Below are 21,146 nucleotides of genomic sequence, written 5' to 3'. Positions count from 1 at the left end.
CTACGCGGAGGTCAAACACTGGTGGTGGAGCGTTGTCAATACACTCTCAAAAGGAAATGGCAGAGCACAAGACTCTGCCATTTTTCTTACTCATCTAAGATATACACCTTTACTGTTCGGCGGCCAAACCGGTAGGCTTCACTGGCACTTTCCATACACAAATCAATTTTGTCGCCAACAATGGCACCACCGGTATCAGCTGCCAGCCCCATCCCATATCCAGGAACATATACCTGGGTACCTAACGGGATAACGTCCGGATCAACAGCAACAATACCATGGCCTGCGGCAATTCCGGTGGCTGTCAATCCCTGGGATGAACCATCTGTCGGTAAGTAGGCACTAGCTTCCATATAGCGCACACCCCTAAAGCGCATTGCTCCCCGCGAGGTATCTACCATATCCCGGGTTCCCACCCGGATAATTTGAGGTTTAGCATGTACTGCCACAACTTCGGACAGAACATCGGCAGAAACTTTAACACCATCTTCAAACTTAACACGAACTGTAGCTTTCTTAAGACCATTCTCTCCCGCCTGCACTGTTTCTTCTACCCCATTCTCCATGGTGGGATCAGGCTGACGGATAATCTGGTATAGCTCAGGAATTTCCTGCTCCTCAATCTTCTCACTTAATGTAATGGCCTTAATGTTCATGCCGGCAACAGGCTTAGTGTCATCTCCAGGCATCAACCTTACCTTGTCTTGCGGTATTCCCACCTGATCGGCAACCTCGCGCACCGTGGGCTTAGCTGCAAATAAGTTAATGTTTTTCCCCTGATATATAACCGTTACTGGTACGGCGCGAAATACCTCAATGACTGTCCCAGCAGTCACGCTGGTTGTTGACAACCTGATTTCATCGTCGGGACTAAGTGTAAGTCCTGCTTGCTGCAGAATTTTATACGGACTTGAGTACAAGGTACTGACAGTATAGTTTTGACCATCGGTAATAATATGTACCTGTTTGTGTGCCCAAACAAATCCGGTTGCCACCAGTGATGCCAGCAGCAGCGCAATAATAAACACTACTTTATGCTGACCATACCTTGCTAGTATAGACCTTTCATCACTCATGAAATACCCCCTTCCTATGAGCCAGGAGATTATATCATAACCTGGTTAATAAGTCAAGAAATTAACCATGATTATCCAGATATTGCTCGAATTATTCCCATTTATTTTACATACTATGTATACCAGAATAAAAAAATTCGATGATATTTTATTACTGTAAAATATTCACCGAATTACCAAATTATTCCTGCTTGTATAAAATTTTTATTTTCTCTCGCCTGCTATATACAACGTGTTAAAGGTTTTTGCAGGTTAGTGGTGGATTGGCAGCTTACGCAATACCAAAAAGCCGCTTAGTATTTGTTGTTGCCGCTTCTGCCAGAGCCGCGAACTCCATATTCCGTACTCGCGCCACTTCTTCAGCGGTGAATTTAACATACGCAGGCTCATTGCGACGGCCCCGATAGGGCTTAGGTGTCAAATAAGGGCAGTCTGTTTCCACTAACAGCCGCTCAAGAGGTACGTTAGCCGCTACTTCTTTGAGTTTGCCATCTTTGGCGAAAGTAACCGGACCCGCAAAGGAGATGTAAAAACCCAGCTTGATAACTTCCTTGGCCATTTCTAAGCTGCCGGAAAAACAATGAAACACACCAGTTAGACCTTTGGCTTCTTTTTTAACTATCGCTAACAGATCGCCATGCGCATCCCGGTCATGAATAATAATTGGCTTATTGCATTGACGCGCCACATCCAGTTGTCGGATAAACACCTGCTGCTGAACCTCACGCGGTGATAAGTCATAATAATAATCAAGTCCAATTTCGCCAATCGCCACCACCTTAGACTTACAGGTCCAAGCAGCTAGCTGCTCATAGTCACCCGCTTTGGTATCTTGAGCGTCATGGGGATGGATACCAACACCAGCATAAATAAATGCATGTTCTTCTGCAAGTGCAATCGAACGAGCCGAGGATTCCATACAAGCACCCGCATTCAATATTCCCACAAGCCCGGCTTCCTTGGCCCGCACAATGACCGCAGCCCGATCTTCGTCAAACCGGTTATCATCAATGTGAGCATGTGAATCAAACAGCATCTTACTTCACCCTGCTGCCAGAAGGCATATCGGCAGTCACAAGCTGCAATTTATCCTCACACGAAGCAGCCAATACCATGCCGCGGGATTCTATGCCCCTGATCTTAGCTGGTTTCAAATTGACAACCATCACAACATTTTGCCCTACGAGTTGCTCAGGCTCATAATGTTTGGCAATCCCCGAGATGATGGTACGTTGCTCTGTGCCAAGATCTACTGTTAAGAGCAGTAACTTGTCGGCTTTTTTAACCTTCTCTGCCGCTAGCACTTTTACTACCCGCAAATCAATTTTGGCAAATTCATCAATGGTAATTTCCGGTGAATCAGGCACAGCTGCAGCTTCAGGCTGAGGCGCAGGCACCGTTGCCGTTTGCGTCGGCAGTACCTCAGCGTCATTAACGGGTTTTTCCTCAATGCGCGGGAATATCGGCTCAGCTTTCGCCACAACAGTACCAGCCGGCAAACGTCCCCAGGCTTGGGCCTCATTTAATTGTACGCTGGCAAACTCAGTTTTTAGACCAAGCTGCCGCCAAATTTTTGGAGATGTTTGCGGCATAAAGGGCGAAATCAAGATAGCTACAATTCGTAGCACCTCGGCTAAATTGTACAGCACAGTATTTAGTCGACCTTTTTTAGCAGGGTCTTTGGCCAATGCCCACGGTCCGGTTTCATCAATATATTTATTGGTACGCCCAATTAGCGCCCATACTTCCTTGAGAGTAGCATTAATATCCTGCTGCTCCATATGCTGTTCATACCGAGCGGCTGTAGTCTGTGCTAACTCAATTAAGTCCTGGTCAATAGCATCAGCCTCACCAGGCGCTTCGATTACACCGCTGTTAAAGCGACCAATCATGCTCAGACTGCGATGCAGCAGATTCCCCAGATCATTAGCCAAATCGGCATTAATCCGATTAATGAGTGCATCCCGCGAAAAGTTACCGTCAAGACCTAAGGTGATTTCCCTTAGCAGAAAATAACGGATAGCATCGGCGCCAAATTCATCAATCAATGCCAGCGGATCAATCACATTCCCCTTGGACTTAGACATCTTGTCGCCTTCGACTACCAGCCAGCCGTGGCCATATACCTTCTTGGGCAATTCTATCCCCAGTGCCATCAAAATTACTGGCCAGATAATGCTATGGAAGCGCACGATCTCCTTACCAACCAAGTGAATATCTGCAGGCCAATATTTAGCGAATTTTTCTTTGTCATTTAAATAACCGGCTGCAGTTATATAGTTGGTCAACGCATCAAACCATACATAAACTACATGTTTGGTATCAAAGGGAACCGGGATTCCCCAATCAAAGGTTGTCCGGGACACGCACAAGTCTTCCAGACCACCCTTGATAAAGTTGATCATCTCATTACGACGTGAAGTTGGCTGAATAAAATCCGGATTTTCCTCAACATATTTCAGCAGCCGTTCCTGATACTTAGCCATCCGGAAAAAGTAGCTTTCTTCCTTGACAATTTCGACTGGCCGACCGCAATCCGGACATTTACCGTCAGTTAGCTGACGTTCCATCCAGAAGGTCTCGCAAGGCGTGCAATACCAGCCCTCATATTCTGCTTTATAAATATCTCCCTGATCATAGATTTTTTGAAAGACCGCCTGTACCAACTCATGGTGCCGCTGATCGGTAGTACGAATAAAATCGTCATTAGATATGTCTAATTTTTCCCATAAATGTTTAAATGAGGCCACAATTTTATCTACATAAGCCAGCGGTGTAGTATTGGTTTCCGCCGCCTTGCGCTGAATCTTTTGCCCATGCTCGTCAGAACCTGTCAAAAAAAGTACATCAAAGCCAGCTAACCGCTTATAACGGGCAATACTGTCCGCAATGGTAGTACAGTATGCATGTCCAATATGCAACCGATCACTCGGATAATAAATAGGCGTAGTAATATAAAAAGGTTTCTTTGACATAATATCCTCCTTCAGTGAGCGCACTGCTTATGTTTTTTCCAATTATAACCATCAGAAATATGATTGTCAATAGTTGTATTTTTCGACAGAACGTAGTAGTATATGACAATGACTAGGAGTTTTATTCCTCGTAAATGACATATTTACAAAAAAAATCTTATTTTTGTAAATAATTGGGTTGACACGCTTTGTAATATTTGGTATTATTTAGTTGAGCGATTTTTGTCGAATATTGTTATTCAGTGTTCTTAAAAAATAAGTGTAGAGTGAAGGGAGACAGGAAAATGAAATCAACTGGCATTGTACGTAAAGTAGACGAACTAGGTAGGGTGGTTATTCCTATCGAGTTACGCCGCACTCTTGATATCGCAGAAAAAGATGCTCTCGAAATTTATGTTGATAGCGACCGCATCATTCTCCGCAAATACGAACCAGCCTGTGTATTCTGTGGCAATGCAGCCGACGTAACCAACTTCAAAGGTAAAAACGTTTGTAAAGATTGCCTCGCATCTATGGGACAAACTGCTGTCTAATCAGATACAGGGCTTGTAAGAACAGCTTGGTATACCTGCCTTTTAGGCAGACCATTTAGCGACGCCACCTCACGGATGGCGTCCTTTTTGTTTACTCCCTGCTCAATTAACCCTTGGACAGCTTGCACTAAACCCAGTGTTGACAACGCAAGGGCAGGCTGGCCCTGAGCTGAATCCTCAGGATTACCTTCTACAACAAGAGTAAACTCCCCTCGCGGCTGATTTTCACTGAAATGCTGCCTTAGCGTATGTAGACTGCCTCGTACAAACTCTTCAAATTTTTTAGTAAGTTCCCTGGCTGCTACCGCCTGACGGTCACCAAATGCAGTTGTCAATTCATCCAACGTTGCCCGCACCCGGTGTGGCGCTTCATAAAACACCAACGTATGCGGACAGTCAGCTAGTTTAGCAAGAAGTTGCCGGCGGTGTTTATTTGTTTTTGGCAAAAAACCAACAAAGGTGAATATGGTCGTGTCTAGTCCTGATGCAATCAAGGCCGTCAGTGCCGCATTAGGTCCAGGCAGCGGTACAACAGGTATCGCTTTAGCTATTGCCAAACGCACCAAGTCCACACCAGGATCAGATATCCCCGGCATGCCTGCATCACTAACTAGTGCAATACTCTCGCCACGTAACAGCCGGTCAATAATCTCCGGCCCCCGCTCGACTTTATTATGCTCATGATAACTAATAAGTAGAGTATGAATGTCAAAATGGTTTAGTAGGTTACGCGTGTGCCTGGTATCTTCAGCCGCAATAGCAGCCGCTTCTTTCAAAATTCGCACAGTCCGAAAGGTCATGTCCTCCAGATTCCCCAGGGGAGTTGGACATAAATAGAGCGTGCCTGGTTCGGTCACTCAAGTTCACCTGTCCTGCTCATAGAGCTTCATAATATCCTCAGAATAGTTCCCAGTAGTAGTATAAACAAGCAAGGGCGGCAATACATCAATTCCTGGCTTTGCCCCCCGCACACCCTCAATAAGCACCATGTTAGGCTTCTTATCCACTCGCGGATAAACAAACTGCAGCCGTTTGGGCTCAATACCAGCCTGGCACATGGCTAACGTAATCTCTGCCAACCGCTCAGGCAAGTGGACCATCGCAAACCGACCGCGGTATTTGACAAGATACCGCGCAGCAGCAACAATATCGGTTAAGCTGGCTGTCAATTCATGCCGTGCCATCGCTACCTGGTCGTTGGGGCTTATGTACCCACCCCCAATTGGACGATAGGGTGGATTAGAAACAACCAATTCAAAATTGCCCCCAGGCAGCAAATCAGTAATAAGGCGAAGATCACCGTTTATAATCCGCAGCTTGTCCTCCAGCCCATTGAGCTTAGCACTACGGCTTGCCATATCAGCCATAGCCGGGTTTAGCTCAATACCGGTAACCGCTGCCGCTCCACGTGCTACTAATAATAGCCCGATAACACCAGTGCCTGCGCCAAGGTCTGCTACTTTGCCGCTTTTGCGCACACTAGCAAAATGAGCCAACAGCACAGCATCAAGCGAAAAACAAAATTCTTCCGGGTGCTGAATAAGCTTTAAGTTGTTCATAATCAGATCATCTACCCGTTCACCGGGTTTCAGAACTACTTGCTCAGACGCCATTATTCCTTTTCCACTACTTCATCCCAAGGAATAATCAAGGTTTTTCCCTCAGGCAAACTAATGGTAGCTGTCCGTTTTTGGCGGTTGATAGATATAACCTTGCCTTCACCATCAACGGTGACTACTTCCTTGCCGACTGTTGGCGGCATAACCTTTTTCGGGCAGCTACAGCCGCTATAGCAATCACTTTCGTATTTAAGGCAACACATCAGACGACCACAAATACCTGAAATTTTGGCTGGATTAAGTGACAAATTCTGTTCCTTAGCCATGCGAATAGACACAGGCTCAAAATCTCCCAAAAAGGTAGCACAACATAGCGACCGGCCACAGCAGCCAATACCATTCATCAGCTTGGCCTCATCTCTTACCCCAATTTGCCGCAGCTCAATCCGGGTACGAAAGACACTAGCCAAGTCTTTTACCAATTCGCGAAAATCAATCCGACCTTCGGCGGTAAAGTAAAATATGATCTTATTGACATCAAAAGTATATTCTACATCCACCAATTTCATAGGCAAGCTATGAATCTCTATTTTTTGCTCGCAAATTTTAAAGGCTTCTTTTTCCTTTTTGCGATTGTCTTTAACCTTTTCTTCATCCTCAACTGTCGCTTTACGCAATACAGGTTTTAACGGAGCAACAATCTGATCATCCGCCACCTGTCGCGGCCCAATAACAACGTCACCGAATTCCAGTCCTCTTGCCGTTTCGACAATTACATGATCGTCATCATGAATTTCTATGGAGCCTGGGTCAAAATAGTATATTTTACCCGCCTTTTTAAAGCGGATACCCACTACTGTCAACATGTTACTCTCCTTTTTCAGGCCAATCCTTCAAATTTATTAATAACTCCTCAAGAGCTAAACGAGTGTTGGCGTTGCCCTCGATGGCACGAATGGTATTTTTAACGGCAGTAACAGCCGCCATGCTGCGGCTCTCAGGCCAGTCAGGCACCAAATCGGCAAGTTCCTGCACACAGTCAATATTGTATAGCAACTGTTGGCCATACTGACCTGCCACTACCAGTAAATCTCGCAACAGATACAAAAAGAACTCCAATACAGTTACTATCTTCTTGGTTTCAAGACCAGCAAGCTTAGTTGTTTGTTCCCAAACGCCACTCATGTCTACTTGCTGGGTACTAGCAAGTAGCTGCAGCGCCATATCCCTGGATACCAGACCCTCTGGGGCCAGTAAGGTAAGGGCCTTTCCCATCCTGCCGCCGCTTAACCGCGCAGCAATAGCTGCAGCCGCTGGCGGATACCCTTTATCTACCAGCGCTTGTTCCAGCATAGTGGCAGACAAGGGGTGAAAAGCAACCTTACGGCAGCGGGACAAAATTGTCGGCAAGAGCGGTTTACTAGTTCCGGCAATGAGAATAAAAATAAGACCCGGCGGCGGCTCCTCCAACAGCTTGAGCAAACTGTTAGCCGCTTGGACAGTCATCAACTCAGCATCTTCAATCAGGCAGACCCGTCCTGCGCCAACAGCTGGGGTTAACGCTGCAACATTTTTAAGCAAACGAATCTGGTCAATTTTGATGGACACACCATCAGGAGCAACCTGAGTAAAGTCAGGATGCGCCTTGCGGCCAAATAGCAAGCAAGAGTGGCATTGTCCACAAGGTTTTTCACCATCATTGCTGCAGAGAATGCCTGCTGCTAAGCGATCAGCAAGTAACCTTTTACCAATACCCGCTGGTCCGGCAAACAATAAAGCATGGGGTATTTTGTCGGTAGACAGCATGGCTTTAACTATACTCACAGCATCTTGATGGCCAACTATTTCATCCCAATTCATCGACATTAGGTGAACAAATCTACCAGCATGCCCCGAACTGCGTCATGCTTGGCCATAATGGATAATTGCCGGTCTTGACCGACGCGCACATCTTCGGTCATCTCAGCCAACTTTTCGTCAACTTTTTTAATGGTTGTATACAGCTTCTGCCGGCCATGACGATCCCAACCCGCGCGGGCTTCGAGGCTGTAAGCCCGTGAAACGGCTTCACCAATAAACTTACGAACCAGCTCCCGGTATGACTTAAGCTCGCTGTAAGTGGGCATCTGCGACAAACGACGTCCACTTTCATCAATTTGAGTCATGAGCGTCTGTAAACGTTCAGTCGACTGCGTTTCTTGCGTTTTTAAGAGGTCAGCGGCAAAATAATCCCCTGTCTTTTCGGTCTTGTTCGGCAACTCTCGATCAGCCACCACCGGTTGCTTGCTTACCCCCAACGTATTTACTTTCATGCCCATCTGATTTTAACCCCTCCTGCCCTAAAAATACATGGCAGACCACATTCTTATTATCCTTTAAATTATAAATGGTTTTCGTAAAATAATCAAATATTTGCCAGCAATCTACCAAAACCAAAAGCAGAGCCTGGATTATGCTCTGCTAATAATTTCATCGACGATTTGATAGATTTCACTATGAATTTGCTCAATTGCCTTTATTTTCCCCTTATAGGTACAAGCCACTTTATGCCAGTCATAGGCAGCGGCAATATCACAGGCATTTGTGAAGCAATACGACAGATACTCACTGCTTTGTTCATGAATATCCTTGCTCCCGCCAGTCTTGTTTTCCCGTCCGCGCATAAGTTCCTGGCTGACAGCCGGGGGCATTTCCAAAAAGATGACTTTATCCGGTACCGGCAGCCCACACTTGATAAACTCAAAGTCCCATAACCACGCCAGGTAGGCTTCTTTTGCGGCCTGATCTTTAATTTTGGCCGCCTGATGAATCATATTAGAAGTGGTATACCGGTCAGCAATAACAATGCCGCCATTCAGATAGAATTCCTCCCACTCCTTTTTATACGAAGCAATCCGATCTACTGCATAAAAAGCAGATGCCGCATAGGCGTTAACATCCTCCGGCCGGTTACCAAATTCACCATTTAAATACATCTTCACCAACGCCGATGATTGACTCTGATAATTGGGGTAATCCACCTTCCGCACATTCAAACCCTCGGCCTTCAGGCGGGTAACTAACTGTCCGGACTGAGTGGCCTTGCCACTACCGTCAGTCCCTTCAATAACTATTAATTTACCATGCATTTAATCCACTACCTTTATCGTTTTAAGCAAATAATCTTCCGGACCAGAAATATGCAGCCCGGCATTTTGCAATGTATGACAATAGTCAACAATCTCTTGGGTAATCCGCTCACCCGGACAAAGCATGGGGATTCCTGGTGGGTAAAATGTAACAATTTCGGCACAGATCATGCCAATCGCATCGTCAAAAGGCACCATGCAGGTATTGCCGAACAGCGCCTCCCTTGGCGAGATAACCTGTTCAGGCGGCAGCGGATGTTTACCAACCCTGGTTATTGCATTGATTGCCGAAAAGTCGCATGTACCGTTATGTGTGGCTGCCATATCCTTCAATGCCGCCACCATCGCGTTTACCTCAGCCATGCTATCGCCTAATGTAATAAGAAACAGGATATTATATACATCTGATAATTCTACCTGAATTTTATAAGTATGCCGCAAAATCCGTTCAGCCTCTGCACCTGTTAATCCAAGGCCCTTGACAGTAACCGTCACCTTAGTCGGATCAAGACTATAGACACCCGGATTGCCTACTTTCTCATTACCAAAACAGTATAGGCCCGGAATCCTGTTAATCTCCTGTCTAGCTTGGTTAGCCAAGTCAACGGCACGTTCAATTAGTTCAGCCCCTTCTGTCGCCATCTGCATGCGGGCAATATCTAAAGACGCCATTAATATATAATTCGGACTGGTTGACTGCACCAGCTGCAGCATAGCCTTAAGGCGCGGCACCCGAATATGACCCTGCCGGCAATGAACAATCGAACACTGTGTCATAGCTCCAATAATTTTATGCGAGCTTTGGGCCACAATATCAGCACCGGCATCCAGCGCCTGGATGGGTAAGCGTGTTGAAAATTTAAGATGGGGGCCATGGGCTTCATCAACAACAACCGGAATATCATAGCCATGAACAATATCCACAATTTTTTTTAGATCAGTTGCTACCCCATAGTACGTCGGATTAATTATCAGCACCCCTTTGGCGTCAGGATGCTGCCTTAGCGCCTCGGCAACCGTCTGTGGCGTAACCCCCATCGTCAGTCCCAGCTCATTATCTACCTCTGGCTGGATAAATACCGGAATCGCACCACTCAAAATAATGCCCCCAATAATAGAACGGTGAGCATTACGCGGTATAATGATCTTATCGCCAGGCCCCGCAACAGTAAGAATCATGGCATAAATACCGCCGGTTGTCCCATTTACCATAAAATAGCTGTAGTCAGCCCCATACAGATCGGCGGCTAAATCCTGCGCCGCTCTGATCGGTCCGTGTGGCTCGTGCAAATCATCCAGCTCAGCCATATTGGCCAAATCAAGTTTTAGCGCTTTCTGCTGCACGACCTCATTAAAAAGAGGATGCATTCCCTTACCCATTTTATGTCCTGGGGTATGAAAGGGAATTGTTCCGTCATCTATATATGTATTCATTGCATTCAACAATGGTACTTCCTTCTGATTAAGCACGCCGTCACCACCTTTACCTTCCTGCCTCTATTATACCCTTGCAATTTGTAAATATTTTGGCACACAGCCTTACTAATGTAGATGAATGTCCTTGAGGGATACGTTCGAAGCCTGGTAACGCCGGAAATAGTGAGTATGCGACAGTTTTGCCGCAACCGCCCGAATTATCCGACTCCCTAATGCAACGTGCAACAAGCCATAAGCTAGCGCAATGGCTGCCAGTGTATAACCATATTGGATACCAAAACCTAGCCCCAAGGAGATCCCCCACTGCAAGGCATCTCCACCGGCTGCATAACTCATGGCATAAGCAAATACAGGCACAGTGGCAATATAGTAGAACAGCGTAATAATGAATGGACTCACTTCAATGGCCTTTTGCGGACAATAATTCATACACGCCATACAACTGTCACAGGAAAAGGTCCAGTAGGGCCGTCCTTGCCTGCCAACCATCTTCAGGGCTTTCCTGGGGCAGATTGATTGGCATAGCGAGCAACCATTGCACTTATCTGACGCAAAAAACAATTTAGCTAAGATAAATTGTGCCATAATTAGATACATTAGCGACACCTTGGCTAACGCTATCCCTACCAGCAACTGTACCATTCCATCATAATGTTTATTGCCAGCCAGTACTGTCTGTAGCATGACTTTCACCTTACTTTGTGCCATCTCGATAATTACAGCAGCGTTTTGTTTACTCAGCCCCCAGTGAAGTGCCGTCCAGTTACTCGGCATGTCTACACCCATGACTCCCTGTACACAATAGCCTCTAAGCCACAGCAAAAATGCAATTAAATATCCTGCAGTACCCTCCAGCCCCGGGAAAAACGCACCTTTTATCCGAATACCAGCTCTGGTTGGTAAAACAATAGCATGAAGGTTACGCCCATTAGGCAAACACCAGATATATTTCATTATCAACCAAGGTGCCGTAAACCCATGAGTTGGATAAGTAAACACAGCCAGTGACTGGGGCGGGACAGAACCCCACTTTTCCCCTGCTTTTATTTGTACCAGCTGACTGCCAATACCTATTGTCTCAGCGACCTGCGCACACCATCGAGCAACAGTATAAGAATTGCCTGTGCCTGTCATGAAAAAGGCAATTAATGAATGGTAGATATAACCGTCCCTCCTTATGATTGCTTTATTTATATGAAAATTCTTTGCAAAAATATAAAAGTCCTGCATTTTTCTATTATTTTACATAATATTTAGATGGCTACTTTCGAAAAAAAAACTTACTTAATCTAACCTTACCCTTTCGCCATGTGTAGATTACCACCAGACAACCAATTATTGTTGTCAACAACTGATATTGCTTAATTGTTTCAAACGTTGCTAATATATATAGCATTACGACAATCGTGCCAAGAGCGACTATCCCATACATTTTTCTCCAAACCTCAGTTTTATCAACCATGGTCTTCTTGGAAAGAAGTAAATTAGACCACAGTATGGGACCAGCCTCCTGGCGCCTACTTAGCATGCCTTGACTGATAACCGGCACTGGCATAGTATCATCCAAGCTATTTCTCTGCATTCGACCGCAATGTCGGCAGTACTTCACATTACTAGCAAGTTGCTTTCCACAGAAATCACAATACATGACTATTCCTCTCACCAATTCTTTTTTCTATAGTGTTCCCAAATATTCACTGCATTTCCTCTTCGGCAACGTTTCCTATTTTACTAAATACGCTGAATAAACTATAATGACAATTATACATTTTATCAGGAGGCATCGCCATTATGGAACAATTTGAAAAGGTATCTATTGTTAAAAAGGCCAACGTATATTTCGAGGGAAACGTAACCAGCCGTACGGTGATCTTTGCCGATGGTAGCAAAAAGACACTAGGAATCATGCTCCCAGGCGAATATGAATTTGGTACAGCTGCAGCTGAAATTATGGAAATATTGGCAGGTGAATTGACTGTATTGCTACCAGGACAAACTGACTGGCTTACTTATAAAGCGGGAGATAACTTCCAAGTTCCGGCTGAATCACGTTTCAAACTGAAAGTACTAACAGTAGCAGATTACTGCTGTTCTTATATCGAAAAATAGAAAACCATGACTGGCTTTAGCGATCACACAGAAAAAGCAGTATTCTTGGCGGAACAGAGTGGTAGGGTCTGCATGGAACGATAATTTTGCCCTCGGGAAACCGAGGGCTATTTTTTAGTCTACCAGAATTTATAACAAAATTCTGTTGACATAAGAACGACTAAGGCTTCTGCCGGCGTCCTGAGGGACTTGGCACAAGCCAAGTCTTTTCTTATCCTCCGGGAATAGAAGAGACGATGAGACAGGTTCATTATTCGCTAATAACAAGAAGGGACTTTGTCGGCCTAGTGCCAACAAAGTCCCTTCCTTGTTACTAATTTAGCTGCAACACATTAATGAATCAGGCTCTGACAGAATTCCTTTTTGATTTCAGCCAACAAGCTGGTATTAGTAATTAAATCATAACCAGTTAAGGCCATGGCTTTAGCTGCGCGTAATAGCGCCTGATGAGCAGCAGACGTAAACGTAGCTGCCGCCATTTCTGCAGTATGTGCTACTAAGGCTTCATTGCCAATACCAATATACGGGTGAATGGCTGGTACAACATAACTCACATTGCCCATATCAATAGAACCGAAGGTCTCTGGCGGCGGATTAATAGTAGTTTCGCCTACTGCCAGTAGATTTGCACTAAACGCTTCCGATAATTTCTGATTGGTATTCATATCATCATAAGAAAGTTCATAATTGCTTATGGTTAATTCCGCGCCAGTAGCCAACGCTGCTGCCTGCGCACAATTTTTCACCTTCATTACAACTTCATCCAGCACCTTGCGCCTTCTCGCCCGCACATAGAATTGGGCAACAGCATATTCTGGCACAACATTGGCCGCTACCCCGCCTTTGGTAATAATACCGTGAATCCGGACATCAGCGGTAACATGCTGGCGCAGCGCATTAGTAGCATTAAAGGTCTGAATAACCGCATCCAAAGCGTTAATTCCTTTTTCCGGGGCAGATGCGGCATGACTAGTCTGGCCTTTAAACTCAAACTGAAGAGCATCCATAGCCAGTGATACACCACTGGCATGGGTTTTATTATGAGGATGAACTAGTATCGCCGCATCAACCTCAGCCAAAATTCCTTCACGGGCCATAGCTACTTTAGCACCCATGGTTTCTTCTGCCGGTGTTCCTAAGACAATTACCCGGCCACCAATATCGGCAAGCACCTTACTCAAACCAATACCGGCGCCAACAGCCATGACACCGATCATATTATGCCCGCAGCCGTGACCAATCTCCGGTAAAGCATCATATTCACCAAGAAAAGCAATCGTCGGACCAGCCTTGCCTGAATCATAGACAGCCTTAAACGCTGTTTCATAACCACAAATATTCATTTCAACTGTAAAACTATGTTCACGTAACAATTCAGTAAGTTTAGCGGCAGATTGAAATTCCTGTAACCCTAACTCAGGGTTGTGACCAATTGCATCGCTAAGGGTAAACAATACCGCTTGTAAGTGATCAAGTTCTTGCATGATTTGATTTTTCATCATCATGTCAGCTCCTTATATGTCCTAGAACGGACCCCATTTCATCAAAATGGCAGGTGTAATCGCCAATATACACAAAACAAAAAAAACAACCTGCAGCGGCAGTACCCATCTGGCCCATTTCGACCAAGGGATACCCGCCATACCCAAACAGCCCATCAGCACGCTGGAGGTAGGGAAAATCATATCAGTAAAACCGTTGCCGAACTGATAAATAAGCACCGTAGTCTGCCGAGTTATTCCGACCAAATCGCCCAGGGAGGCCATGATTGGAATGGTGAGCGCAGCCTGGCCGGTACCGGAGCTTACAAAGAAGTTAATGATCATTTGCACCACAAGCATGGCATACCCGGAAATCAAGGTTGGCAGCCCAGCAAGGGGAGCTGCCAGCGAGTTTAGAATAGTGTCAATAATCTTGCCATCAGTAGCTAATACAACAATAGCACGAGCCAAGCCGACGATAATTGCCGTACCAACCATATCCTTGGCACCAACAGTAAAGGCATCAGCAATATCATTAGCACTCATTTTAGCGGCTATCCCAGCTAAAATTCCCATACCAAGAAAAACAGCGGCAATTTCATCGATATACCATTCCCATTTCAAGACACCAAAAACAATCAATACCATGCCACCTACCAGTAGCGCTAAAACCCATTGTTGCCCGGTTGTCAGTGTTGCTTCACTTTCTTTTAGATGCTGCAATTTTTCTCGGGTAACCGTATCTTCTTCATAGGTAGGACTAAGTTCCGGATTGTCCTTCACCCGTTTGGCATACCACATAACAAACGCAATCGCTATTATGGTGCTGACAACCCAAACACCAGTACGATATTCAATTCCAGAAAAAGCCGGTAACTCGGAAATACCCTGAGCAATACCCACCGTGAACGGATTAAGCATAGCTCCGGAAAAGCCAGTAGTTGCTGCAAGAAACGGAATGCACATGCCAGTTATCCGGTCATATCCCATGAGCAAGGCCATCGGTACAAATATGCCAACAAATGGTATAGTTTCCTCAGACATGCCAAATACGGCGCCACCAACAGAGAACATGGTCATCGTTATCGGGATTAATAAAATTTCTTTACCTTTTAATGCTCGAATCATTTTCATGATTCCCGCATCAATAGCACCTGTCTTTTGGATAACCGCAAAAGTGCCGCCGACAATTAGAATAAAGCCAGCAATATTAGCTGCTTTTTCCATACCTTTTAGCGGTGACATGAACACTTCTTTGATACCCTGAGGCTTGCTATCAACCTGATGATAGGTATTGGCAACAACAATTGTTTTTCCGGCGTTGTTTTTCGCCCGATCAAATTCACCACCAGGTACAAACCAGGTAGCTGCTGCCACTAAAAGAATAATGAAAAAAATAATAGCAAATGTATGCGGCACACGAATTTCTTCTATTTTTTTTTGCACACTGTTTCCCCCTGCTTTTTTGTAGTAACCATTCGCAAATAGCGAACTGTATGTAATCAAGGTCGTTTCAACCCTGGATACTTATTATACCAAATTATGCAATGTATTTCCTTGAAAAAAATGTAAAACTAGCGATAATATTTTACATTTAGCTGAATGCATACTTAAAAAATATCCCCAGACTTCGAAAAGTCCGGGGATAGGTGTCACGGTAACACGTTGTATGTAATTTCGCTAAATGCCCCATTGCAAATCGTTACCGCGGTAATGCGCGTTGGGGAATCTCTCAGTAATGACCAGTATAAGGTCATTGGGGTCGCTATTGTCGACAAAGGCAGATTTGGTTTTATATAGCGACAGTACATATCTATCGGATATGGCAGTCAGTATCCCTTCATGTGTGTCTCCAGAAAAATTACGGGGAGGATACGCCGTGTAGCCATCGGCTGCAGCATCTGTGCTATACTTCCAGTTACTTGTTTGATACGGAGGTTTGATCTTGACGATTACGGATCTTTGTGGGTGATTATGTATATCCTGGGAAAATTCAAGGCTGAAGTTATAAGCCGTATTGCTCTGTATTTCTAACGGGACGGTTGCTTGGCAATGATCAGGGAACATTTTATTATGATTACCGCTTTTCCATGTCGTCAGACCAATTTGGGAGGTATCTCCATTATTGGAGGGAGGAGTGGAATTCGGGTACTTAGCAATGGAGTTGGCCGGAGGGAAGGTTGCGTTGTACGGGAAGTTGCTGCCAAGGCTATGGTCTGGCGCTGTACCAATTTTCACTGTGCTGCCGGTCAGATTGATCACACTAAAAGTCCACTTAAACTCTAATAGGTTGTCTACCGTTCCCAGCCAAATGCCGTCCTGCCCTTCGTCGCTGCATGCCAGCACCGTTCCTGGGCTGGTTGCAGCAATGACAATGGTAAAGAATAGGATGGCGGCAGTTCTGATGACAGTCCTCATGATGAAAGTCCCCTTTCCTTATTTAGTCTTATGTTCAGATATATCGTTGTTCGGAGTCATTGGCATCTTTTCCAGGGCAATGGCAAACCTGACTAGTAAGGCTTCCTGCTCGTGGGAAAGAGCGTGGTCGCTTCTGATCGTCTTGTATGCTTCGGTAAGAAGGCGGGCATCATTGGCGGATAGGGTACGGGCCAATCGAATAAACGCTTTTTGCCCGTTCAGTCCTTCACGCTGTAAATACGCACTAATTCTATGTCCGGCAGGACTGGCGTGTTGGCTTACTTGAGTATTAGCGTTCTGAATAGAATCGACGTCCTGCATGGTAACAAGGGTGACAAAAACCACAGGCAGATGTCCGTTAAGCTTTTCGTCATCCGCTTTCTGCTCTCTTAGCAGTGACGTATAGGCAATAATATATGTTTGAGGGTTGCCGGCCCCGGTAGGTCCATGTTGCGCATACAGGCCATCATGTTTCGCAGCCTCGTCTTTGTCTACCGCCTCGTCCCCAATTGTATAAGCTCCCGGGAAATCCGAATCAAGGCTCCCGGATTTAGCAATTGGATATGCAGCGAAATACACTTGGTCCGAATCATCGTTTTCTTCATTAATATCAATGACATCCTCGGTTAGTTCGGCAGCACTCATTAAAGCTCCAACAAATGCAACCGGATTTCCTTCCAGCAGGAACTCTGTCGTATCAACAAGCAACGCAGCAGTATGAAGGGAAGTTTTGAATACCCCACTTTCTAATGAGGTGGTCTCCTTTACCCGATTAAAGGCAAGAAGAATATCTACATTACTTACCATGGGTGAGCCGTGATTGAACGAGTATGAAGCATCAACGTTTCTCATGGTATATATCACTTGTGCATCAGGATATACATTAAAGTGACCATCATAATATGTGTCCATCCAGGAAACAACAAAGGAAGTGCCTGATCTTGCCGGTATATTTTCGGGAATTCCAGAAGGGGTAAAGACGAAAGGCCTTTCTTGGGGATCTGCCGTCGCCGTCTGAACCGCTTGGTCGATCCCGTTGCGATCTTGAAAGGGTTCGTTTTTCAGATCCATATCATAAGGAGTCGTATTGATGATGTGAATAATAGCGGTTCTTCTGTTCGTAACATCCCATACAACGTTGGGTCTACCCGGTTCTGCCGGTCCAGACAATTCTTCTTTTTCTGCGTTAACTGGTACGAACACGGTGATTGTCAGCAATAGTGAGAGTAACAGACAAACTATCGTTTTATTGGCACCCATTTCCATACCTACCTTTCATTCCAGTGATTTCCATTCAGTATCGATACTGTTTATAAGTTGCCGGCAACAATACCCTCCAGTTCAGCTCGGGTCATCTCGCCTGCTTTGCGAAAAATAATCTGTTTCTGGGAATTGATTACAAGTGTCGTAGGAATTGTTTGAATCGCAAACTGCTTTGCCAACTCTCCTGATTCATCTAATAAAACCGGCAGGTCATAATGATTTTCATTCAAATACTGAGTTACTTTTTCCGCTGACTCTCTGCGGTCAACTGCATAGAATGTCAACCGGGAGCCGTATGCCTTGGCGAAATCGTTTATTTCCGGCATTTCGTTCCGGCAATCCGAGCACCAAGCAGCCCAAAAATTCAGCACAATCAACTTTCCGTCGTAATTCACCTGAACATTTTCACCACTTACTAGCGGCAGACTAAACTCAGGCGCTTGATCGCCAACTTGCACTCCCGGCGCTCCATACGTCGTCACCGTGACAACCGCCGTCAACAAAAGCACCACAACCAGACAAGATAGTTTCCTAATCTCCCCTATATGCACTCCAAAACTTCACTCCTTTGGCTTTTTTTGTAATTTCTTCATAATTATATCACTGTGTTATTGCAGATTACAATTCAAAAACTCGCATATTTACTTAAAGAATTCTTTATAAACAGAATTTAGTTATAATTTCTGGTAGACTAAAAGTAAGAAAAGAGCTGTGGCATTAGCGATACATTTATATCGCTAATGCCACAGCCTTATTTCCTTATACCTTTGAAAGAGACCGCTTTTTGTCTAACTAAGTAGGCACAAGCGGTCTTTTGCCTATCGCCTTGCTGAAGCTCACTTAAAAAAGCTACTGAACATCTGAATAACAGCCGGGCCTAAGAGAACTACGAATAAAGAGGGAAAGATAAACAGTACCAACGGCAACAGCATTTTAATCGGAGCCTTCATGGCTTGCTCTTCAGCCCGTTGGCGGCGTTTTTGCCGCATAGATGCCGTCTGTACTCTGAGAACATTACCAATACTGACACCTAATTGATCGGCCTGCACTAACGAAGTAGTAAACAGGGAAAGATCTGGCACTTCACAGCGAGTCCCCATCGCCACCAGTGCCTCACGTCTGCCTATCCCCATACGTATTTCTTGCAATACCCGGTTGAATTCGTCCACAAGCGCACCTTTCATTTTTTCCACCAGTTTAGACAGCGCCCCATCAAAACCTAACCCTGCTTCCACACTAACTGTTAAGAGGTCTAGCACATCTGGCAAATCCTTTTGAATGCTCAGTTTGCGTTTAGCAATTTTTCGGTTTAAAAGTAGAAATGGCAGTAGTTGACTGACCAAAAAAGCCATGAGCATCAATCCAATCACCTTGTTACCAGCTGTGCCGGTCAATACTCCCAGCATGCCGGCAATGACCGGCAGCGCCAACGCCATAAAGCCCATCATACCGAGAAACTCATCATTGGTCAATTTGGCAAAACCACCGGCCATTATCAGTTTTTGCTCAATAGTGGCACGTACTGCCTTAGGAGTAAGCTTGGTCAGAACTGTTGCCATATCACCGCTTAGCGGTGCTAATATCCGTTGCCTAAACGGTTTTGCCAGTTCGTCCTCAATATCAGTTCGCGCTGATACCATGCTGTCTAGTGCCTTAAGTCGCATCTCAACCGGGCCGTTAAAAGGTATAACTGTATGCAGTATCAGGTATAGGAATACAAATGTCGTTATGAAGGTTAATGCGATAATGGCATTCAACATGAGCGGTTCCTCCTTTATGACAGTCGTTACTTGGGCCAGAAAGTCTCATTCGGTAACTGGATGCCATTGGCTCCCAGTTTTTCTAAGAATTTAGGCCGAATTCCCGTTGGCTTGAAATGACCGGTAATTTTGCCATTTCCATCCCGGCCGGTTTGTTCAAATACAAAGATATCCTGGAGGGTAATAACATCACCTTCCATGCCTTGCACCTCAGTCAGATGGGTAACTCGACGACTGCCGTCCTGTAGGCGCGACTGCTGTAAAACAAGGTCTACGGCTGACGCAATCTGTTCTCTAATGGCTCTGACCGGCAAATCCATACCAGCCATAAGCACCATGGTTTCCAGCCGGCTGAGCATATCGCGCGGCGAATTGGCATGACCGGTAGTTAACGAACCATCATGACCCGTATTCATCGCCTGCAACATATCAAGCGCCTCCCCGCTCCGGACTTCACCAACAACAATCCTGTCTGGACGCATCCTGAGACTGTTGCGAACAAGATCGCGCATGGCTATGGCCCCTTTGCCTTCAACATTGGCAGGCCGCGTTTCCAAGGTAACAACATGTTCCTGCCGCAATTGCAATTCGGCTGCGTCCTCAATGGTGACAATCCGTTCATCTTCTGGAATAAAGGACGAGAGGATGTTTAGGGTGGTTGTCTTGCCTGAGCCAGTACCACCTGATACCACGATGTTAAGCTTTCCCTCAACACACGCCTGCAAAAATTCAGCCATTTCCTGATTCAGTGTACCGAAACGAATGAGATCATCAACCAACAGTGGGTTTTTCGCAAACTTACGGATAGTAAGACACGGTCCCTTTAAGGCCAATGGCGGGATGATGGCGTTAACCCGTGAGCCATCTGGCAATCGCGCATCCACCATCGGTGAACTCTCATCAATGCGGCGGCCTATTGGCGCAACAATTTTTTCGATAATATGCATAACATGGGCTTCATCCCGAAACCGCACATCTGTCAAAACCAGTTTACCCTTGCGTTCTACATATACCTGTGTAGCACTATTGACCATAACCTCTGAGATAGAATCATCCTTTAATAGTGGGTCAATTGGACCATAGCCTAACACTTCATCAACAATTTCAGCAATAATCCGCGAACGTTCACTGCGTGGTACAGGCACAGTCTCTTCATCCATAGCAGCATTGGCAATCCGGGCTACCACATCTCCCAATACTTTGATATCAGCATCTTTGTCGATAAGCGCCCGACTTTCTTCCTGGCTCATTTCTTCGATTATTTTTTTATGAATTTTTACTTTCAGGTTCTGATAAGGATCACTTCTAAGCAACGGAACCGCTTTTGGTTTTTCTGCTCCTTTAACAGCCTGTTCTGGTTGATTTTGGGCGGCTTCCAACCGTTTTAACAGCGACATAGTTTCCTCC

General features: G+C 45.3%; 21 protein-coding genes. 2 read left to right on the top strand and 19 right to left on the bottom strand.

From position 1 onward, the window contains the following. Positions 1–86: 86 nt before the first annotated feature. The 3 genes from ACZ449_RS23735 to metG all read right to left on the bottom strand — a co-directional run bounded on the left by ACZ449_RS23735 (position 87) and on the right by metG (position 4,051). Complete coding sequence (locus ACZ449_RS23735; RefSeq protein ID WP_464258512.1) at positions 87–1,076, bottom strand: 3D domain-containing protein; 990 nt, start codon at positions 1,074–1,076, stop codon at positions 87–89. Between the two features lie 271 nt (positions 1,077–1,347). Then, positions 1,348–2,112 carry a TatD family hydrolase gene (locus ACZ449_RS23730; RefSeq protein WP_464258511.1) on the bottom strand — a complete coding sequence of 255 codons (765 nt, stop codon included), beginning with the start codon at positions 2,110–2,112 and terminating at the stop codon, positions 1,348–1,350. A gap of 1 nt (position 2,113) precedes the next feature. Continuing rightward, on the bottom strand, positions 2,114–4,051 hold the full coding sequence (gene metG / locus ACZ449_RS23725; protein WP_464258510.1) for a methionine--tRNA ligase: 1,938 nt from the start codon (positions 4,049–4,051) through the stop codon (positions 2,114–2,116). A 284-nt stretch (positions 4,052–4,335) separates the two neighbouring features. Between metG and ACZ449_RS23720 the strand changes: the two genes are divergently transcribed. Then, positions 4,336–4,584, top strand: a complete 249-nt coding sequence (locus ACZ449_RS23720; RefSeq protein WP_464258509.1) for an AbrB/MazE/SpoVT family DNA-binding domain-containing protein — start codon at positions 4,336–4,338, stop codon at positions 4,582–4,584. Here the strand turns inward: ACZ449_RS23720 and rsmI are convergent. The 9 genes from rsmI to ACZ449_RS23675 all read right to left on the bottom strand — a co-directional run bounded on the left by rsmI (position 4,581) and on the right by ACZ449_RS23675 (position 12,356). Beyond that, positions 4,581–5,384 (bottom strand): 16S rRNA (cytidine(1402)-2'-O)-methyltransferase, encoded by an 804-nt coding sequence (gene rsmI / locus ACZ449_RS23715; protein WP_464258508.1) that lies wholly within the window; start codon positions 5,382–5,384, stop codon positions 4,581–4,583. The genes ACZ449_RS23720 and rsmI overlap by 4 nt on opposite strands. A gap of 63 nt (positions 5,385–5,447) precedes the next feature. Further along, complete coding sequence (locus tag ACZ449_RS23710; RefSeq protein ID WP_464258507.1) at positions 5,448–6,197, bottom strand: tRNA1(Val) (adenine(37)-N6)-methyltransferase; 750 nt, start codon at positions 6,195–6,197, stop codon at positions 5,448–5,450. Further along, positions 6,197–7,009, bottom strand: a complete 813-nt coding sequence (locus ACZ449_RS23705; RefSeq protein ID WP_464258506.1) for a PSP1 domain-containing protein — start codon at positions 7,007–7,009, stop codon at positions 6,197–6,199. The genes ACZ449_RS23710 and ACZ449_RS23705 overlap by 1 nt, the downstream gene beginning before the upstream one ends. A 1-nt stretch (position 7,010) precedes the next feature. Beyond that, positions 7,011–8,009, bottom strand: coding sequence for a DNA polymerase III subunit delta' (gene holB / locus ACZ449_RS23700; RefSeq protein ID WP_464258505.1), 999 nt, complete (start codon positions 8,007–8,009; stop codon positions 7,011–7,013). Further along, complete coding sequence (locus ACZ449_RS23695) at positions 8,009–8,461, bottom strand: YaaR family protein (RefSeq protein ID WP_464258504.1); 453 nt, start codon at positions 8,459–8,461, stop codon at positions 8,009–8,011. Before ACZ449_RS23695 ends, holB begins: the two co-directional genes overlap by 1 nt. Before the next feature lie 132 nt (positions 8,462–8,593). Further along, complete coding sequence (locus ACZ449_RS23690) at positions 8,594–9,271, bottom strand: dTMP kinase (protein WP_464258503.1); 678 nt, start codon at positions 9,269–9,271, stop codon at positions 8,594–8,596. After that, positions 9,272–10,705 (bottom strand): aminotransferase class I/II-fold pyridoxal phosphate-dependent enzyme, encoded by a 1,434-nt coding sequence (locus tag ACZ449_RS23685; RefSeq protein ID WP_464261931.1) that lies wholly within the window; start codon positions 10,703–10,705, stop codon positions 9,272–9,274. 108 nt (positions 10,706–10,813) lie between these two features. Beyond that, entirely contained in the window at positions 10,814–11,938 is a 1,125-nt protein-coding gene (locus tag ACZ449_RS23680) for an EFR1 family ferrodoxin (protein WP_464258502.1), read from the bottom strand. Between the two features lie 31 nt (positions 11,939–11,969). After that, positions 11,970–12,356 (bottom strand): zinc ribbon domain-containing protein, encoded by a 387-nt coding sequence (locus ACZ449_RS23675; protein WP_464258501.1) that lies wholly within the window; start codon positions 12,354–12,356, stop codon positions 11,970–11,972. Positions 12,357–12,499: 143 nt separating this feature from the next. Between ACZ449_RS23675 and ppnP the strand changes: the two genes are divergently transcribed. Further along, complete coding sequence (gene ppnP / locus ACZ449_RS23670; RefSeq protein WP_464258500.1) at positions 12,500–12,817, top strand: pyrimidine/purine nucleoside phosphorylase; 318 nt, start codon at positions 12,500–12,502, stop codon at positions 12,815–12,817. A 332-nt stretch (positions 12,818–13,149) separates the two neighbouring features. Here the strand turns inward: ppnP and ACZ449_RS23665 are convergent, their stop codons facing one another. The 7 genes from ACZ449_RS23665 to ACZ449_RS23635 form a co-directional block, all read right to left on the bottom strand. Continuing rightward, positions 13,150–14,322: a M20 family metallopeptidase gene (locus ACZ449_RS23665; RefSeq protein WP_464258499.1), complete on the bottom strand. Its 1,173-nt coding sequence runs from the start codon at positions 14,320–14,322 to the stop codon at positions 13,150–13,152. Between the two features lie 18 nt (positions 14,323–14,340). Continuing rightward, a complete protein-coding gene (locus ACZ449_RS23660) occupies positions 14,341–15,744 on the bottom strand; it encodes a YfcC family protein (RefSeq protein WP_464258498.1) in 1,404 nt (467 codons plus the stop codon). 234 nt (positions 15,745–15,978) lie between these two features. After that, a complete protein-coding gene (locus ACZ449_RS23655; protein WP_464258497.1) occupies positions 15,979–16,716 on the bottom strand; it encodes a hypothetical protein in 738 nt (245 codons plus the stop codon). 18 nt (positions 16,717–16,734) lie between these two features. Continuing rightward, entirely contained in the window at positions 16,735–17,976 is a 1,242-nt protein-coding gene (locus ACZ449_RS23650; protein WP_464258496.1) for a hypothetical protein, read from the bottom strand. A gap of 50 nt (positions 17,977–18,026) precedes the next feature. Then, the gene (locus tag ACZ449_RS23645) at positions 18,027–18,530 is read right to left on the bottom strand and encodes a TlpA family protein disulfide reductase (protein WP_464258495.1); all 504 of its coding nucleotides are present in this window, start codon (positions 18,528–18,530) and stop codon (positions 18,027–18,029) included. Between the two features lie 285 nt (positions 18,531–18,815). Beyond that, complete coding sequence (locus tag ACZ449_RS23640) at positions 18,816–19,739, bottom strand: type II secretion system F family protein (RefSeq protein WP_464258494.1); 924 nt, start codon at positions 19,737–19,739, stop codon at positions 18,816–18,818. Between the two features lie 26 nt (positions 19,740–19,765). After that, positions 19,766–21,136: a CpaF family protein gene (locus ACZ449_RS23635; protein WP_464258493.1), complete on the bottom strand. Its 1,371-nt coding sequence runs from the start codon at positions 21,134–21,136 to the stop codon at positions 19,766–19,768. Between the last annotated feature and the right edge of the window lie 10 nt (positions 21,137–21,146).

This window comes from Desulfosporomusa polytropa (genome assembly GCF_055380075.1).
The sequence above is the reverse complement of the archived record's forward strand: the minus strand, read 5'-3'. Positions and strand labels throughout refer to the sequence as shown.

Coding starts and splice junctions, on each gene's coding strand:
- ACZ449_RS23735 (WP_464258512.1), bottom strand. CDS start 1,076: ATGAGTGATGAAAGGTCTATACTAGCAAGGTATGGTCAGCATAAAGTA.
- ACZ449_RS23730 (WP_464258511.1), bottom strand. CDS start 2,112: ATGCTGTTTGATTCACATGCTCACATTGATGATAACCGGTTTGACGAA.
- metG (WP_464258510.1), bottom strand. CDS start 4,051: ATGTCAAAGAAACCTTTTTATATTACTACGCCTATTTATTATCCGAGT.
- ACZ449_RS23720 (WP_464258509.1), top strand. CDS start 4,336: ATGAAATCAACTGGCATTGTACGTAAAGTAGACGAACTAGGTAGGGTG.
- rsmI (WP_464258508.1), bottom strand. CDS start 5,384: ATGACCTTTCGGACTGTGCGAATTTTGAAAGAAGCGGCTGCTATTGCG.
- ACZ449_RS23710 (WP_464258507.1), bottom strand. CDS start 6,197: ATGGCGTCTGAGCAAGTAGTTCTGAAACCCGGTGAACGGGTAGATGAT.
- ACZ449_RS23705 (WP_464258506.1), bottom strand. CDS start 7,009: ATGTTGACAGTAGTGGGTATCCGCTTTAAAAAGGCGGGTAAAATATAC.
- holB (WP_464258505.1), bottom strand. CDS start 8,009: ATGTCGATGAATTGGGATGAAATAGTTGGCCATCAAGATGCTGTGAGT.
- ACZ449_RS23695 (WP_464258504.1), bottom strand. CDS start 8,461: ATGGGCATGAAAGTAAATACGTTGGGGGTAAGCAAGCAACCGGTGGTG.
- ACZ449_RS23690 (WP_464258503.1), bottom strand. CDS start 9,271: ATGCATGGTAAATTAATAGTTATTGAAGGGACTGACGGTAGTGGCAAG.
- ACZ449_RS23685 (WP_464261931.1), bottom strand. CDS start 10,705: ATGAATACATATATAGATGACGGAACAATTCCCTTTCATACCCCAGGA.
- ACZ449_RS23680 (WP_464258502.1), bottom strand. CDS start 11,938: ATGCAGGACTTTTATATTTTTGCAAAGAATTTTCATATAAATAAAGCA.
- ACZ449_RS23675 (WP_464258501.1), bottom strand. CDS start 12,356: ATGTATTGTGATTTCTGTGGAAAGCAACTTGCTAGTAATGTGAAGTAC.
- ppnP (WP_464258500.1), top strand. CDS start 12,500: ATGGAACAATTTGAAAAGGTATCTATTGTTAAAAAGGCCAACGTATAT.
- ACZ449_RS23665 (WP_464258499.1), bottom strand. CDS start 14,322: ATGATGATGAAAAATCAAATCATGCAAGAACTTGATCACTTACAAGCG.
- ACZ449_RS23655 (WP_464258497.1), bottom strand. CDS start 16,716: ATGAGGACTGTCATCAGAACTGCCGCCATCCTATTCTTTACCATTGTC.
- ACZ449_RS23650 (WP_464258496.1), bottom strand. CDS start 17,976: ATGGGTGCCAATAAAACGATAGTTTGTCTGTTACTCTCACTATTGCTG.
- ACZ449_RS23640 (WP_464258494.1), bottom strand. CDS start 19,739: ATGTTGAATGCCATTATCGCATTAACCTTCATAACGACATTTGTATTC.
- ACZ449_RS23635 (WP_464258493.1), bottom strand. CDS start 21,136: ATGTCGCTGTTAAAACGGTTGGAAGCCGCCCAAAATCAACCAGAACAG.